The 15,605-nt window shown below is 44.7% G+C and carries 12 protein-coding genes; 10 read left to right on the forward strand and 2 right to left on the reverse strand.

What is annotated here, in order from left to right; all coding sequences use genetic code 11:
- Positions 1-326 precede the first annotated feature (326 nt).
- From J2Z66_RS41245 to J2Z66_RS41260, 4 genes are all read left to right on the forward strand, one after another.
- Positions 327-944: a TetR/AcrR family transcriptional regulator gene (locus J2Z66_RS41245; RefSeq protein WP_209979725.1), complete on the forward strand. Its 618-nt coding sequence runs from the start codon at positions 327-329 to the stop codon at positions 942-944.
- A 103-nt stretch (positions 945-1,047) separates the two neighbouring features.
- Positions 1,048-1,821 (forward strand): AAA family ATPase, encoded by a 774-nt coding sequence (locus J2Z66_RS41250; RefSeq protein ID WP_209979771.1) that lies wholly within the window; start codon positions 1,048-1,050, stop codon positions 1,819-1,821.
- A 108-nt stretch (positions 1,822-1,929) separates the two neighbouring features.
- Positions 1,930-2,307 carry a rhodanese-like domain-containing protein gene (locus J2Z66_RS41255; protein ID WP_209979727.1) on the forward strand — a complete coding sequence of 126 codons (378 nt, stop codon included), beginning with the start codon at positions 1,930-1,932 and terminating at the stop codon, positions 2,305-2,307.
- 98 nt (positions 2,308-2,405) lie between these two features.
- Positions 2,406-3,131 carry an EcsC family protein gene (locus J2Z66_RS41260; RefSeq protein WP_209979728.1) on the forward strand — a complete coding sequence of 242 codons (726 nt, stop codon included), beginning with the start codon at positions 2,406-2,408 and terminating at the stop codon, positions 3,129-3,131.
- Between the two features lie 145 nt (positions 3,132-3,276).
- Here the strand turns inward: J2Z66_RS41260 and J2Z66_RS41265 are convergent, their stop codons facing one another.
- Positions 3,277-4,191 (reverse strand): AraC family transcriptional regulator, encoded by a 915-nt coding sequence (locus J2Z66_RS41265; RefSeq protein WP_209979731.1) that lies wholly within the window; start codon positions 4,189-4,191, stop codon positions 3,277-3,279.
- A 246-nt stretch (positions 4,192-4,437) separates the two neighbouring features.
- Between J2Z66_RS41265 and J2Z66_RS41270 the strand changes: the two genes are divergently transcribed.
- Positions 4,438-6,474, forward strand: a complete 2,037-nt coding sequence (locus tag J2Z66_RS41270) for a right-handed parallel beta-helix repeat-containing protein (RefSeq protein WP_209979733.1) — start codon at positions 4,438-4,440, stop codon at positions 6,472-6,474.
- Between the two features lie 650 nt (positions 6,475-7,124).
- Here J2Z66_RS41270 and J2Z66_RS41275 read toward each other — a convergent pair.
- Positions 7,125-7,802, reverse strand: coding sequence for a vWA domain-containing protein (locus J2Z66_RS41275; RefSeq protein ID WP_209979773.1), 678 nt, complete (start codon positions 7,800-7,802; stop codon positions 7,125-7,127).
- A 185-nt stretch (positions 7,803-7,987) separates the two neighbouring features.
- Here J2Z66_RS41275 and J2Z66_RS41280 point away from each other — a divergent pair, with 185 nt between their 5' ends.
- The 5 genes from J2Z66_RS41280 (at position 7,988) to J2Z66_RS41300 (ending at position 15,552) form a co-directional block, all read left to right on the forward strand.
- The gene (locus tag J2Z66_RS41280) at positions 7,988-9,859 is read left to right on the forward strand and encodes a sensor histidine kinase (protein WP_209979735.1); all 1,872 of its coding nucleotides are present in this window, start codon (positions 7,988-7,990) and stop codon (positions 9,857-9,859) included.
- A gap of 321 nt (positions 9,860-10,180) precedes the next feature.
- Positions 10,181-11,836: a response regulator gene (locus J2Z66_RS41285; protein ID WP_209979737.1), complete on the forward strand. Its 1,656-nt coding sequence runs from the start codon at positions 10,181-10,183 to the stop codon at positions 11,834-11,836.
- 136 nt (positions 11,837-11,972) lie between these two features.
- The gene (locus J2Z66_RS41290; protein WP_209979739.1) at positions 11,973-13,673 is read left to right on the forward strand and encodes an extracellular solute-binding protein; all 1,701 of its coding nucleotides are present in this window, start codon (positions 11,973-11,975) and stop codon (positions 13,671-13,673) included.
- A 119-nt stretch (positions 13,674-13,792) separates the two neighbouring features.
- A complete protein-coding gene (locus tag J2Z66_RS41295) occupies positions 13,793-14,650 on the forward strand; it encodes an ABC transporter permease (protein ID WP_209979775.1) in 858 nt (285 codons plus the stop codon).
- Between the two features lie 17 nt (positions 14,651-14,667).
- Complete coding sequence (locus tag J2Z66_RS41300) at positions 14,668-15,552, forward strand: carbohydrate ABC transporter permease (protein ID WP_209979741.1); 885 nt, start codon at positions 14,668-14,670, stop codon at positions 15,550-15,552.
- The last annotated feature ends 53 nt before the right edge of the window (positions 15,553-15,605 follow it).

Genomic DNA, 15,605 nt, shown 5'->3' on the forward strand with positions numbered 1-15,605 from the left:
TTACAGGCTGAAAAGGGGGCGATTGTGGGGAAAACCGCCTTCTAATGGTCGCGGATGTCCATTAGAATCGTGAATATGTAAAAATCAGCCTCTAAGGGTCAGCGGTGACCATTAGAGACAGGTCCTTTCCGTATCTGGAAGATATCTTCCGTCGTTGTGATATATGGATTCTGCATCGGTCTATTCCTCTTTTGTTGTTGGGTAGGACTTTCAACCGTACAGGATTGGCAGATGTTTTTCCAGTTTTAGCTATCCATTAATTTGTCAAGCACTAATTATGGTGTTGAGCCCAATTTCTATAACAATTATGAAGGAGGATGTCTGTAATGAATCAGAAGAAGAGTCCAGGCCGGCCACGGAAACAGGAAGGCGTTGATCTAAAGACTCATGAACACATCCTTCAAAAGGCAGCAAGGCTTTTTATCCATAATGGCTTTGAACAAATTTCTTTGGTGCAGATTGCCACTGAATGCCAGGTAACTAAGGCGACCGTTTACTATTATTTTACGAATAAAGCTAATTTGTTTACACAGGCTGTAAGTCACCAAATGAATCAGATTCGTGGCTATGTTTTGGTTATTTTACAAGAGCAGAAGCCGCTTAGAGAGCGGTTAATCGATATTGCCATGGGCCACCTGGTGAATGCGAGGACAGACTTTGCTACTATGATTCTTAATGCCAAGCCATTTCTGACTGAGGAGCAGCTTCAGGAAATCCGTGCGTCTGAGCATGGTATTCATCTTGTGATTGCCGAGGCTTTTCAACAGGCGATTATGAATGGGGAGCTTGCCAAGAGGGATGCGTATTTGACGGCGAATGCTTTTATGTCTTTATTGATGGTGGGGCATAACGAATTAATCAGGCAGCGGTTTGCGAATATGTATGAGATTGCTGTTGAAATCGTGGATATTTTCTGGCAAGGGGCCAGTACTAAATCAGGGTAATGCGATGACGAAAATGTTAATGTTAATGTTAATGTTAATGTTTATGTTTATGTTTATGTTAATGTCTATGTTTATGTTTATGATGAGCAGGAGGGAGTAGATGATGACAAAAAGCAAAATGGACACTTATCTAAGAAGCATTCAGCTGCGGCGGGATATCGTACCTTCCTTTGATGACTATCCGTTTCACCTTACTGCAGTTCGAAGCTTGGAAAAAATGGATCTTCATCCTAAAGTTACCTATATAGTCGGCGAGAATGGGATGGGGAAATCAACGTTAATGGAAGCCATTGCGGTTGCGCTGGGTTTTAATCCGGAAGGCGGGACTATTAATTTCTCTTTTTCAACGGCATCGACTCATTCGAATTTGTATGAATATCTCCGGTTAGTTCGCGGAATCAGCAAGCCGAAGGATGGCTTTTTTTTTAGAGCGGAGAGCTATTACAACCTGGCAACAGATATTGATCAAATGGATCAGGAGCCTAGAGGTGGTCCGTCTATCATTTCTTCCTATGGTGGTAAGTCGCTGCATAAGCTGTCCCATGGCGAATCGTTTTTTGCGACGTTCCTGCACCGCTTTGGCGGCAGAGGTTTATATATTCTGGATGAGCCGGAAGCTGCGCTTTCACCTTACCGCCAAATGGCGATGCTCGCCAGAATGAACGATTTAATCAAGGATAACTCCCAATTTATTATTGCGACGCATTCCCCTATTTTGATGGCTTATCCCGATGCTTTGATCTATAATCTGACCTCTGATGGCATTCAACAAACAACGCTTGAGGAAACGGACCATTACATTTTGATGAAGCATTTCCTGAATAACAAGGATAAAATGCTGCGTGAGCTTTTTATGGATGATGACGAGGGTAAATAAATGGATTAAAGCAATGCCATACGTGTAAATATATACAGAGGGGACCACGTAGGCATATAATTAAGGAAGGTGAATAACCTTCAAGTAAAAACCCAGGCAGGTGCTCATATGATTAAACTAATCCTTTTAGCTCTTATTGCATTTCTGGCGTATCGGTTTTTTAAATTAATGATTCCTGTAAGAGGGTTACGTGTATTGAAGCCTCTTCAGTTCGAGGAGGAGATGAGGCGGGACGGTTACATGCTTGTTGATGTGCGTGAGCCGCGAGAGTTTCAGCGGGGATATATTGCCGGTGCGGTAAACATTCCGCTGAGCCAGCTTCAACGCAGGATTGGGGAAATTCCCCAAAAGGAGCCCGTATATTTGTACTGTCAAAGTGGAGTGCGCAGCAAGCAAGCGGCAGCAGTCCTGCGGCGGAATGGCTGCATTTACCTTGCCCACTTATCTGGTGGAATGAAGGTCTGGGAAGGCCCGATGACTAGGTAGACAAGGAGCGGGGAAAACAAGATGAACAAGATGACAAGATTGACAAAAGGTAAGCGTTGAAGACATGGCTGGATGTCCGAAAGAAAGTGGGTGAGCCTATGAATTACGAAGTCGAAGTCCGGCAGGCGCTTGAGCGCTGGGAGAAGGAGCTGCAGAGCCCTCCTGGTTTTTTTGAGAAAACAGGGAAGACGATTAGCAATAAGATTAATGAGAAGCTGCCGCAAAAGTTTCATCAAACTTTGACCACAGTCGTGAAGAGCATGGTGCATGCTGCGATTTTTGGGGCGGAATATACGCCTAAGCGTGCCGTCAAGCTGAATGAATCACTGTGGCAGCGGGATGAAACAGCGCTGGAGGTAATATCCACCTACAAGAAGGTGGCCGCTGCTGAAGGGGCCGGTACGGGAGCGGGGGGCATTTTTCTCGGCTTGGTCGATTTTCCCGCATTGATTGCGATTAAGCTGAAGCTGTTATTCGAGCTGGCTCATGTGTACGGATATTCCACTAAGGTTTATGGGGAGCGGCTATTCCTGCTGTATGTGTTTCAGCTGGCCTTTTCAGGCCCATACAAGCGGATGGATACCTACTATCAGGTGAAGCATTGGGATGAGCACGAGCATGTCCCAGAGGTGAACTGGGAGCAGTTCCAGCAGGAGTACCGGGACTCGATCGATTTTCGCAAAATGCTGCAGCTGCTGCCAGGCATCGGCGCGGTAGTTGGCGCCTGGGCCAACTATGGGCTGCTGGAGGATTTGGGGAAGACGGCGATGAATGGATTCCGCTTGCGGATTTTGGCGGAGTCTGATTTGAAATTATTGAAGTAATGGAACTATGGATGGAAAAATATGGGTGTTTCGAATTTCATCTTGTATGTTGGCGGCTACCTTCTGCTTATTCTCGTTAGAGAAGCAGCAGAAGGCAGCCGTTTTCTGCGTAGAAATGCCTTATTAAGTTCCAGCGGCCGGTGCATCAAATACCGCGTGTTCTTTGGGTAAGTGCGCGAATCGAGCGCGCATATTCAGATGGAGACATCACGGCTATCCGCTTGAACTGCTTGGAAAAATAATAGATACTGCTATATCCCAGACGCTCGGAGATTTCCGAGAGGCTTGCCGATTCATCACGAATAATTCGTTTAGCCTCCTCAATTTTTAAGCGATTAAAATATTCCATCACGCTGATTCCCGTTTTTATCTTGAAATGTAACTTGAGACGAGTGCGGCTGATGGCGAATTTCTCGCACAATTGATCGAAGGTAAAGTTGCACTTGAGATTGCTCGCGAGATATTCGGTTACTGCTGTAATCAATTCAAGACTTCGTTTTTCTTCAGTAATAGTAGATGTAGCTAGCTTCTCATTGATCATGTTCATCGTGTCCTTGCGGATCAGTTTAATTAATAAAATCTCCAAATAATTTCTTATCAGCTGCTCGCTACCAAACGCTGCTCCTTCACTGCCGGTTGGGCATCCATGAAAATCAGCGGAATTGATTGGGGGATCAAAGGCCTGCAAGCCCTCTTGAACGATCAACGCCAATAGTTGACGATCATCTTCCTGCAAGCGCATACATTTATCTGCGAAATAATCCATACAAGCTGACGAACACTCGAAGGAGAGGATGATCAGATTAGGAGACGTACCATTTATAGCTCTTCCTCCATGAAACATGTTGGGTTTATAGAAGGTCATGTCCCCTTGGCTCAAGAAATAAGGTTCCGAGTCTGTAATAACCTCATATTCACCTTTATCGACATAGAGTAACTCCCAGAAATCATGCCTTTCCCCAATGGTATAAAAATGCTTGGACATCTCCCTGTAATAAAACGTGACTATTTTGCGAATAACCAGTTCTTCCCGAAGAGTGTATCTTGGACGAGCCGTCATATTATCCTTCCCTCCCTTAGCCTTATATATTATATATATTATAATTATATTACATAGACAAACAGATTCAAGCCGGGAATGACGAGACTAATCTTGGACCAAAATGACAAAACGAAGGGCCGTGAGAGCAATGACTTTGTTCCTTAGATCCCCTTATACTAAAAATAACAAACGGATGACAGAGCTTAGCGGTAAGTAAGTCCAAATAAAATGCACCCCAAAACTTTTTTTTCAGGAGGAAAGAATATGGACAAAATGCCTGCGGAATCGGAACAAGCTTTAGAGGAGCAATTCCCCCGGAAACTATTAAGCCGAAGAAATGTATTGAAAACGATCGGATCTGTAGGAGTTGTGGCCGCCATGGGTTCATTACTGGCTGAGAGGGGTTTTGTGGAGGCAAATGCCAAAACGGTAACGGAACAAGTGTATGGAGAGGGCTCCGGGAATGATTGCACGAATCAAATTCACTTAACAGATTGGATCAACGTGAAAAATTGCGGAGCCGGAGAAGGCATCGTTGATGACAGCCCAGTATTGAACGATATTATAGCTGAGCAAGCTGGCAAACCCGCCGCAACATTATATTTTCCAGCAGGAATATATAAAATGAGCTCGAATGTTGAATTTCCTGAACGATTTACGTTATTATTCGATCAAGGGGCCGTATTGTCCCCCGATAACGGGGTTAATGTTACCATATCCGGTTTGATTGATGCCGGCGTATTCCACATTTTCAATGGTTCGGGAACCATTCTTCTGAATAAAAAGCTGCCTGTCCTTTATCCCCAATGGTGGGGAGCTCAAGGGGATGCCGAGACAGATGATAAGAATGCTATTCAAGCGGCAATTGATGCAGCTTCATTGTTGCGAACCATTGTTTATTTCCCTCCCGGAACCTATTTGTTCTCCGGAGTCATAACTATTCGGGAATATGTTTGTCTTGTAGGAGAGAATGCTGTTTTAAAAGCATCCAATGGATGCATTTCGACTGGGCTATTTATCAATAACGCTTCGCATATCACCATTCGTAGTTTGACTGTGGACATGAACAAAGTGAATACAACCAATCTGGGAAATATTAACGAGCAAGAAGCGATCAAAATATTGGCCAACACAACGGATGTCAAGAACATCAGAATTTGTGACGTAACGATTAAAAATTCACACCAAAGCGGAATTCATATCGTCGGGAAAGGGGACACAAATCCGGAAGTACATCTGGTGCAAAGTATTTATAAGACTATAGATACAGTAATAGAACGTGCAGCTATCGAGTCTTGCAAATTCGGAATACTCGCCACACATTCGCAACGAATAACTCTGCAAGATAGCCGCATTACCCAGTGTGCGGTTTCTGGTGTTCTCCTGCTCTATTGTTCGGAATATACGATAGCGCGCAATGTTTGCAATGCAAATATTGGTCATGGCATAACTGTCGATGTGGCTCATACGGGGAGCATTTCTGAAAATTTATGCTCGGATAATGAGGATGGAACCGAATTGGCTTATGGAATTGTCGTATCCCGATACTGCAAATATTTTACGGTTGATGGTAATGTATGCCGGAATAATGGAAACGGCGGCATTAGCATTGACGTCACGCTGCTGGGCGACATTGCAGTAGAATCATTCGGAACGGTCACAAGCAACGTGTGCACCGGAAGTAAAATGTATCATGGCATTTATATCAATCACGCCCATGATATCGTGGTCAGTTCCAATAACTGTTACGATAATAAACAATACGGGATTATGGTCGATAGCGGCAAGAATGCACTGGTAACAGGGAATGTGTGCAACTATAATGCAACCGGTATCAATATGAATACGACGGCCGAAGCTGAACGGGTTGCTATCAGCAACAATACATGCAGCAAGAATAGCAATTCCGGAATTCGTATTTATCAGGCCGCCGAGCTTCAAATTCACAATAATCAATGCCTGGGAAATGGTCAGTATGGTATTTACTTATCCACTATTTCGGATTCATCGATTTCAGGAAATAGTTGTATGAATAATGGTTTCTCCGTAGGGAGTTACGCCAATATGATGATGACGTCTGGAACGAACCGCAATAATATTCAAGGCAATACGTTCAGATCCGAAACCAATCAGGCGCTATATGGACTTAGAATCAGCTCGGGCAGCACGAATAACCTTATTACGGGCAACGATTGTTTTCAAGGTGGAACGAGTAAAGGTATTTTCAGCGAAGAAATATCGACTTCTTACGGGAGCGGTAATCGGAATAACGACGGAACTTTTTCAACACTTCCGAATTAAGTCGATTAAGCTTTGCGCTATAATGCCTCGGCCACGACTTAGTCCTATGCAGCTGAAAGATCGGACGTTCCGACGCGTCCGATCTTTCGGCTATTTTTGTGTGAACTACCCGACCTCCGTCGAAATGAGGGTGTACTCCACTTTAGCGATGTTTTTCATCGTTAAAGGAGGTGTTCCAGGCCAATCCGTCACTTTAATGATGATTTTCATCGTTAAAAGAGACGGATTGGCTCTCAGGGGATGGTTAAAAGGGATTTTAACGATGGTTTTCATCGTTAAAGTAAGAATATGGATAGGAACCCAGTGCTTTAACGATGAAAAACATCGTTAAAGTAGCAGATTCTTCCCAATTGAATGCGCTTCATTCCTAGCGCTGCATCCGCTAGGAAATCTCCTCAAACCAAGAGAAAAAACCTTGCTGGCTGTCCGTTTGAGCTTGGTGTTCGTGCGATTGTAGCTGAGAAGAGGGAATGGCTGTGGGCGGAAGAGCGGTAGCGTCCGCCTTTAAAGATTTGTTCCAACCCCCACATTCATTCCATTCATGGGAACAAATCTTTAACAGCGGCTGGAGCCCACAGCCATTCCCTCCTCCATGCACCAACGCCACGAATACGCTCCTCAAAGGACGCTGCAAGGCATTTTTCTTGCTGCTAAAGGATGCCAGCTGTTTTGGCTGCGGCTAACCAGTCTGGAAATTCGAACAGCAGTTTCTCATAAAGCTCTTCATCTGGAAGTGTTTCAATGTCGTTTATTTGAAAGAAGTTGGCATTATCAACGACCCTGCCGTCAATTGTATCCAGCTTTTCCAGCACTCCGAATTGATTGTCTCCAATTCCAATAAACTGCCAGAATACAGGATATTTGGAAGAATCAATTACGGCTTTATCAATGGTATCTCCTTTGCCCCGCTTAACGCCTCCATCATTAATAAATACGATATAAGCAGGATCTTTGCTTGGCTCTTCCTCGATGTATTTTTTGATCACATCCCGCATTACAGGAGGTTCATCATTTCTGCCAAATTTGGGTATGTAGTCATTCTGAAGGATCTGAGTTTCGACGTAATTCTGGAAGCCTTCTTCAGATACGGAAGGGAGCCGGGTATACCGGTGGTCATATAACCAGACATCCAGTATGCCATCATCATCAAATTGAGAGGCCAGGGCTAAGACTTTCTCCACGACCCTTTGCACCGTTCCGTTCTTGTACAAGGGGCGCATCGATCCGGAAATATCAATGACCAAACCGACCCTTGCTTTCACCTTGGTCAAGTTTTTCTTTTCAAGAACAATACCTACATTTTTTTTGAGCAAACTAATAGATGTCATCATAAATGCCTCCTTTAGCGTATTTAAAATTGTTTACCATTAAATCCTTATAATTCTATTCCTAATGTATTGGAAACTTTGCTAGATTGCAAGATTCAGTAAAATCAGTAAACTATCGCTGTTCCAACTATTCCTTGTTATAATGAATTCCAAATAGGCTTATAGGAAATAGAAGGGGGCAGCAAATGGTGCGAAGGAGAAAGGGCTTATCTATTTTTGTGAAGCTAGTTTTGTCTTTTCTGGCTGTATTGATTCCGTTCTATACGATGACGCTTTTTCTTAATCAGAAGGGAGCGGAGGTCATTGATGAAGAGATTATGAAATCGATCAAAAGCCGCGATGAATTCTACTCACAGTCTTTCGAACAGGAGCTTAAGCGGATTTCTCAGCTTATATACGAATTTGTAGTGGATATAGACCTTATGGAGCTTGCTATTTCAGGAGATGACATCGATTACTACGATCGTACAGAGAAAGGGCTAGCCCTGCAGAAACGGCTTTCATGGGTTAAATCTTCGAGCACCATTATTGAGGAGGTCAAAGTGTTTCTCCCTTTATTGGACAGAACGTTCTATACGTTCGATTTCGATTCTGCTATTCCTCAAGATGAATACGCTGCGCTTTCGAAAAATCTGGATACTATGCGGATTGTGGAGGTGGGGGATAAATTGTTTATGAGCCTACGCTACCCCATGAATACGGCTTTTGATCGAACGCCCGTATTTATTATCGCTATTCAACTGTCCAAAAGTGCAATTGCAGACAGCTTGCGCAACCTTGTAAGTCCAGATCAGGGGGATGCGGCGATATTGAACCCGGACGAGGATTGGATCATTTCCAGGGGTGAGAATGCAAAAATCGTTGAACAAATGAGAACTTTCTTGAGGGAGAGGGGAGATCAGAACGCCGTATCTGGCGCTGAGTCTATTGAGCTGGAAGGAACGAAATATATCGTATCTTTTAAAAAAATTGCTGATCTAGAAACAACACTGCTAGTTTATGTATCAGAAGAGAAAATCTTTGGAGCGCTTCAGTCGTATCGGACATGGACGTGGGTTTTGCTGGTGGTTTCCATCGTGATCATTTTCTTTTTTGCTTTTTCCTTATATCGGATTATTCATTATCCGCTGCGTAAGCTGGTATTCGCCTTCCGCAAGGTGGAGGAGGGGAGGCTGCAGCCCCTGGAGACAGACCGGAGGAATGATGAGTTTAGCTACTTGTATGAGCGATTCAATCACATGGTCTCAAGGCTGAATGTGCTTATTCATGAAGTGTATGAAAAGGAGCTGCGCAACCAGCGATCAGAGCTGAAGCGGCTGCAGTCACAGATCAACCCGCATTTTTTGTATAACTGTTTTTTTATTCTCAATTGGCTGATTCGCGGCTCTGATTCGGAGAAGGCATCGCGGCTTGCCATTTATCTCGGCGATTACTTTCGCTTTATCACGAGAAATGCGGATGACCAAATCACCTTGGAAACCGAAATGCGTCACGCCAAAACCTATGTGGATATTCAGGCTGTCTGCTATGGGCATAAAATAGATGTGGAGTATGACCCGCCGGATGAATCCTTAAGCCAGATGTTTGTGCCCAGACTTATCGTCCAGCCTATTGTTGAAAATGCGTTCAAATACGCAATTGGCAGCTTGGTCACAAGGGGGGAATTATGGGTCCATTCCCGAACGGAAAAAGGGCATTTGGACATACTCGTTGAAGATAACGGGGAAGGCACAAGTGATGAACAGATTTCCGAAATCAATAGCCGCCTCGCCTCAGCTGCGGGCACGGATATGATGGAAACGACGGGGTTAATCAATGTGCACCGCAGAATCCAGTTGATGTATGGAACGGAGTGCGGTCTTGCCGTATCCAGATCACAGCTTGGAGGACTATGTGTCAGGATTCGGCTGCAGCTTGGAGAAGAGGAAGAGACGGAGAAGAAGAAAGAGGAGCCACAAGAGAAGTTGCAAGAGAAATTGCAAGAAAAATTGCAAGAAAAATTGGCTCAACCTAATAATCAGTGCTTGACAGTCAAGCAAACATTCGATGGCGGTTAAATGCTACGAAAATGCCAGCTTTATAGCGGTCCGGCGAGGGTAACACGTGCACTAATGGTCACCGCAGTCCGTTAGAAGTGGAAATGCAGCGAAATGAGATTGTAACGGTCACGGATGCCCCTTACAGGCTGAAAAGGGGCGATTATGGGGAAAACCGCCTTCTTATGGTCGCGGATGTCCATTAGAATCGTGAATAGGTAAAAATCAGCCTCTAAAGGTCAGCGGTGACCGTTAGAGACAGGTCCTTTCCGTATCGGGAAGATATCTTCCGTCGTTGTGATATAAAAAAGAATCAAAGAACCAGAAGGAGGAAATGATTCCATGTACCGAATGATTATCGTCGACGATTTGCCTATTATTGTTCAAGGCTTGATGGATTTATTCAGCAGCCAAGAGGACCTTACGCTTTATCCCGCTTATTCGGGGTACGAAGCCTTGGAAGTACTGAAGCGGGAAAAAATAGATATCGTTTTGTCAGATATTAAAATGCCGGGTATGGAAGGGATAGAGCTGCTGCATGAAGTACGCAAGTATTGGCCAGCGTGCAAGGTTATATTTTTGACAAGCTATGACGATTTCCATTATGTCAAAAGTGCGATTTCCGGCGGCGGCTCTGATTATTTGCTGAAAACCGAAACCAGCGATGCAATCCAGGCGGCTGTTCATAAAGCAATCACTGAGCTGGAGAGCGAGTACGAAGCCAAAAAACGGCTGCATCAGGCTCAGATGGCCAAGAAGCAAGCCATTCCGCTGCTGCAGCAGCAGTATCTCCATGGTTTGATGCACAGAGAAAGCAGGCCTTCACCAGAGAAGCTAAGCGAGCAGCTGCGGCACATGGATATTCCTCTTTCCAGTGATAGGCCTGTTTTGCTGCTGGTGGGAAGGATCGACAGCTGGGGCGATAAAGCCGACGCTGTGGATCGCAAGCTGATGCTGTATGCGGTGCAGAATATTGCCGAAGAATATTTAAGTTCGAGTACGAGACTTGTATCGAGCGTGTATGAGGAATTGAATCTGTTCTGGCTGCTGCAGCCACAAGGAGAGCAGCCGGCAACTGGGGATGTTATAGCCGAAGAGGCTGTCTGGTCCCATACATTTACCTTCTGCTTTGCCATGCTTGAGTCCATTCAGCGCGCCTGTCGTGACATCCTTAAGCTGCCTGTTTCCTTCGTTATGAGCGAGACACCTCTGCCGTGGAATCAGCTTGCTGATAAGTTTGAAACGATGCAGACCATTTTTTTAACTGAACCAGGAGCGGGAACAGAACTGCGGCTTACAGATGTAACGGCTGGAAAAACTGAAGGGACAAGCGATTCCGATAAATCGCGGCTGCTGAGCAGCAAGACGAAGAAGATCGACTTACTGCGTCATTATTTGGAGAATGGGGCTGAGGGAGAGTTTAATCAGCTTTATAACGAGATCATGGATACTGGAGGGGAGACCTATTCAGGCTTCATGAGGCTAGAGATGTATCATTCGCTGGCTTCGGTGTTTTTGTCCTATCTGAATCTTCATCCTACTGCGAGCGCTGTATTTGCCCAAATAGATGCGAGTCGATTGACCCATGTAGAAAGATCGGTGACCTGGGAAGAAATGCAGCAGTACTTTGCCAGGCTGGCCGCCCTTATTTTCGCCTATCGTGCAGAGAAGCCCATGCAGAACGAACATGATGTGGTGTCATGGATGAACGATTACATTCGCAAGCATCTAGCCGATGATTTATCCCTGACGCATTTGGCTGAGCAAGCCCATCTACATCCAGCCTATCTATCCCGCTTATACAAGCAAATAACTGGAATCTCCTTGACGGATATGATTAATCACTGCCGGCTGGAGAAGGCTAAGGAGCTGCTCAAAGCTTCTCATTACAAAATTTACGAGATCGCCGGTCTGGTCGGATATGACTCCAGACTTTCCTTCATCCGCTTTTTCAAAACTCAGATGTCGATGACGCCACAGGATTACCGCGACCTCTAGGAAATAGGTTGTGAGAAAATAGGTTATGAGATGTAACCTAATGTCATGAGATGAATCTGGTTACCCTTTCATTAAATTTATATACTGAAAGCACATCGGATCCGATTGCTATCTATCCATACAAGGGGGAAAAAGAATGAAGGCAAAAATGAAGGCTCAAGTTGGACAAAGATTGCTGCTTGTATGTTTGTCACTAATGCTTGTTCTGGTAACAGCTTGCAGCAGTGCACCGAAAGATAAGGACCAGGGTAAGGAAAGCACAGAGCCTGCCGGAACGTCAGCACCGTCAGATTCTCAAGGTAATAATCCAGATCCAACTGGAAAATACGACCCGCCGATTACCGTTTCTACTGTACGTTCTATGCCGCCTGATCAATATTATGATGAGGGTGAGAGCATCGATAAAAATGCCATATATGATTATTATGAAGAGGAGTTGGGCATTAAGCTCGTCAATGACTGGTCTGTATCCTTTAAGGAATATCCTCAGAAAATAAAGATCAGCATTGCCTCCAACAATTTACCGGATTTCTACATGGTTGGTGCTGGAGATTTGCAGCAGTTAATCGACTCCGACATGGCTGCGGACTTGACTCAGCTATGGGAGGATAACGCCTCTGAAGATACGAAGAAGGAATTCACCAAGGATGGCGGCAGGCAAATGAAGACGGCTACCTTCAACGGTAAGCTGATGGCGATTCCGCAAATCAACAGTCCTTACAATAACGCGCAGTTTGTCTGGATACGGAAAGACTGGTTGACCGAGCTTAACCTGCCTGAGCCCAAAACGATGCAGGATGTACTGACCATATCTGAAGCGTTCTCCAAACGTGACACAGGAGGTAAAGGCAAGGCGTTGGGGTTTGGACTCACAAAGGATTTGTCGGAGCTTATCGGATTCTATAATGGTTACCACGCTTATCCGCAGACCTGGGTCAAGGATGCTTCGGGAAATCTGGTGTTTGGCAGTATTCAGCCGGAAATGAAAACGGCGTTGAAACAGCTGCAGGATATGTTCAAAGCAGGACAGATTGATCCGGAATTCGGTGTTAAGGATTTCTCGAAAATGGCTCAATCCTTTGCCACGGGCCAGCTCGGCATGTTTTATGGTGGTTTTGCCCACAGTCTGGAAATTCAAAAAGCAGTAGTGAAGGATGATGAGATGTCTCAGGAATGGGTGGCATATCCAATACCATCTGTGGATGGAAAGCCTGCTTTGATGCAAACCTCTGCAAGCGTCTACAATTACTATGTTGTGAATAAAAATGCTAAAAATCCGGAAGCGGCCATCCGCATATTGAACAAATGGATCGAAAATCAGGTGAAGCCTAGTGAATCAAACTCGATTCTGCTTTTTGGGAAGAAGCGTCAAGGTGAAGGCCTTTTTTATAGAATAAATCCGATTCTTGCTTTTCTAATGGATGGAAATGTCATTTCAGGAGAGCTGCTCCCTAAGGCAATAAAGGATAAGGATCCTTCCAGTCTCGGTAATGATATCGACCGACTTGCCAGGTATAGTGAAGTTCAGGATTATTTAGCCGGGGATGAAAAGAAGTGGTTTCAGTGGATGATTGCCAAAGAAGGAGGCACGATGGCGTTAATGAATGAGGCTTACAAAAAAGACGGGTTCTATTTCAATGAATTTTACGGCGCTTTTACTCCTTCTATGTCAGAGCGTAAGGCTGTGCTTGATACGAAAGAAAACGAAATGGTTACGAAAATTATTTTGGGCAAGGTTTCCATTGATGCCTTTGACACTTTTGTAGACGAATGGAAGAAGCTTGGTGGAGATAAGATTACACAAGAAGTTAACGAATGGTATCAAGCGATGAAATAGCGAAAGCAGTGCTCCTGGGAGAGAGAAGCAGACTAGCTCTCTCCCTCACTACTCATTAAGAATGGAAGAGGTGACAAGCGGTGCTGAAGGATTGGAAGCAGAATTGGCCGCTTCATCTTATGATTGTGCCTGGATTTTTTTTGGTGCTGGTGTTCAATTATGGTCCGATGGTCGGAATTATCATAGCGTTCAAGAAATTTCTGCCTTCAAAAGGAATTATCGGGTCCCCTTGGATTGGGTTGGACAATTTTAAATATGTATGGCTGATGCCAGATATTTCGCAAGTCATTATAAATACGGTCATTATAGCTTTATTGAAGATGGTTGTAGGTGTAGTGGTCCCAATCTTCATCTCCCTGCTTTTAAATGAAGTCCGTAAGATGTTCTTCAAGCGGGCTGTACAGACGCTTATCTATTTGCCGCATTTCTTGTCATGGGTTATTCTGGGAGGGATCCTGGTTGATATTTTGTCGCCTTCATCCGGAATTGTCAATCATATTCTTGTATTTTTCGGAGTGGAGCCCATTTTTTTTCTGGGGGAAAACCAATGGTTTCGTTTCACGCTTATTGCTTCCAATGAGTGGAAGGAATTTGGCTTTAGCACCATTGTTTATTTGGCCGCATTAACAGCAATTAATCCTGTTTTGTACGAAGCAGCCGAGATGGATGGAGCGAACCGCTGGCGTCAAACCTGGCATGTAACACTTCCAGGAATGATTCCAATTATCGTTTTACTTGCTACCCTTAGTCTTGGCAATGTGCTGAATGCTGGCTTTGACCAGGTTTTCAATTTGTATAACCCGCAGGTTTACGAAACAGGCGATATTATTGACACGTTCGTATATCGCTTGGGACTTCAGCAGGCACAGTATGGCGTTGCTTCAGCTGTAGGTCTCTTTAAATCGGTCGTATCTCTGGTTTTTATCTCGGTTTCCTATTATCTCGCCTATCGATTAGCCAATTACAGAATTTTTTAGAGCAAGGGGGGATATACATGTTTCATCGCATGACTGCGGGGTATCGGATTTTTACGATGCTGAACACTATATTTTTGATTGGTTTGGCCTTTCTCTGCATGTTTCCACTCATTCATATTCTAGCCGTCTCCTTTAGCTCTGCCGCAGCTGTTGCTGCCGGGGAAGTGAAATTGTGGCCGGTCGATTTTACGGTAGTTGCTTATGAGAATGTATTTGGCAAGAAAGAGTATTTGACTGCCTTCGCAGTTTCCGGCAAACGGATTGTACTGGGCACACTTCTTAACATGGTACTAACTGTGCTGATCGCATATCCGCTTTCCAAGGAGGCGCATCAGTTCCGCTGGCGGACCTTTTACGCCTGGTTTTTCGTTTTTACGATCCTCTTCAGCGGAGGGCTGATCCCTTGGTATATGGTCATCAAGGAGGCTGGCTTGTTGGATACGATTTGGGCGCTCGTGATCCCTTCGGCGGTGCCTGTGTTCAATGTAATCCTGATGCTCAATTTCTTCCGCGGGCTGCCGAAGGAGCTGGAGGAGTCGGCGAAGATAGACGGAGCGGGTCATTTCACCATCATGCTACGGATTATGGTACCCTTATCGCTTCCCTCGCTGGCTACCGTGATGCTTTTTTCCATGGTCGGTCATTGGAACAGCTGGTTTGACGGACTTATTCTGATGAATAAGCCCGAGCATTATCCGCTGCAAAGCTTTTTGCAGACGATTGTTATTCAATTGGACCCCAAGTTTCTTAGCTCGCAAGAGGCACAAATACAGGCACTATTGTCAGACCGTACGAGCCGGGCCGCACAAATATTCGTTGCAGCAGTTCCGATTCTGCTTGTCTATCCGTTTTTGCAGCGCTTTTTTGTGAAGGGGATTGTACTAGGAAGTGTAAAGGAATAGAAATGAATTATATTGGAATACATTGAAATATGATTTGTAATTGGAGATGATAA

It is taken from the genome of Paenibacillus eucommiae, assembly GCF_017874215.1.
Lineage (GTDB): Bacteria > Bacillota > Bacilli > Paenibacillales > NBRC-103111 > Paenibacillus_AI > Paenibacillus_AI eucommiae.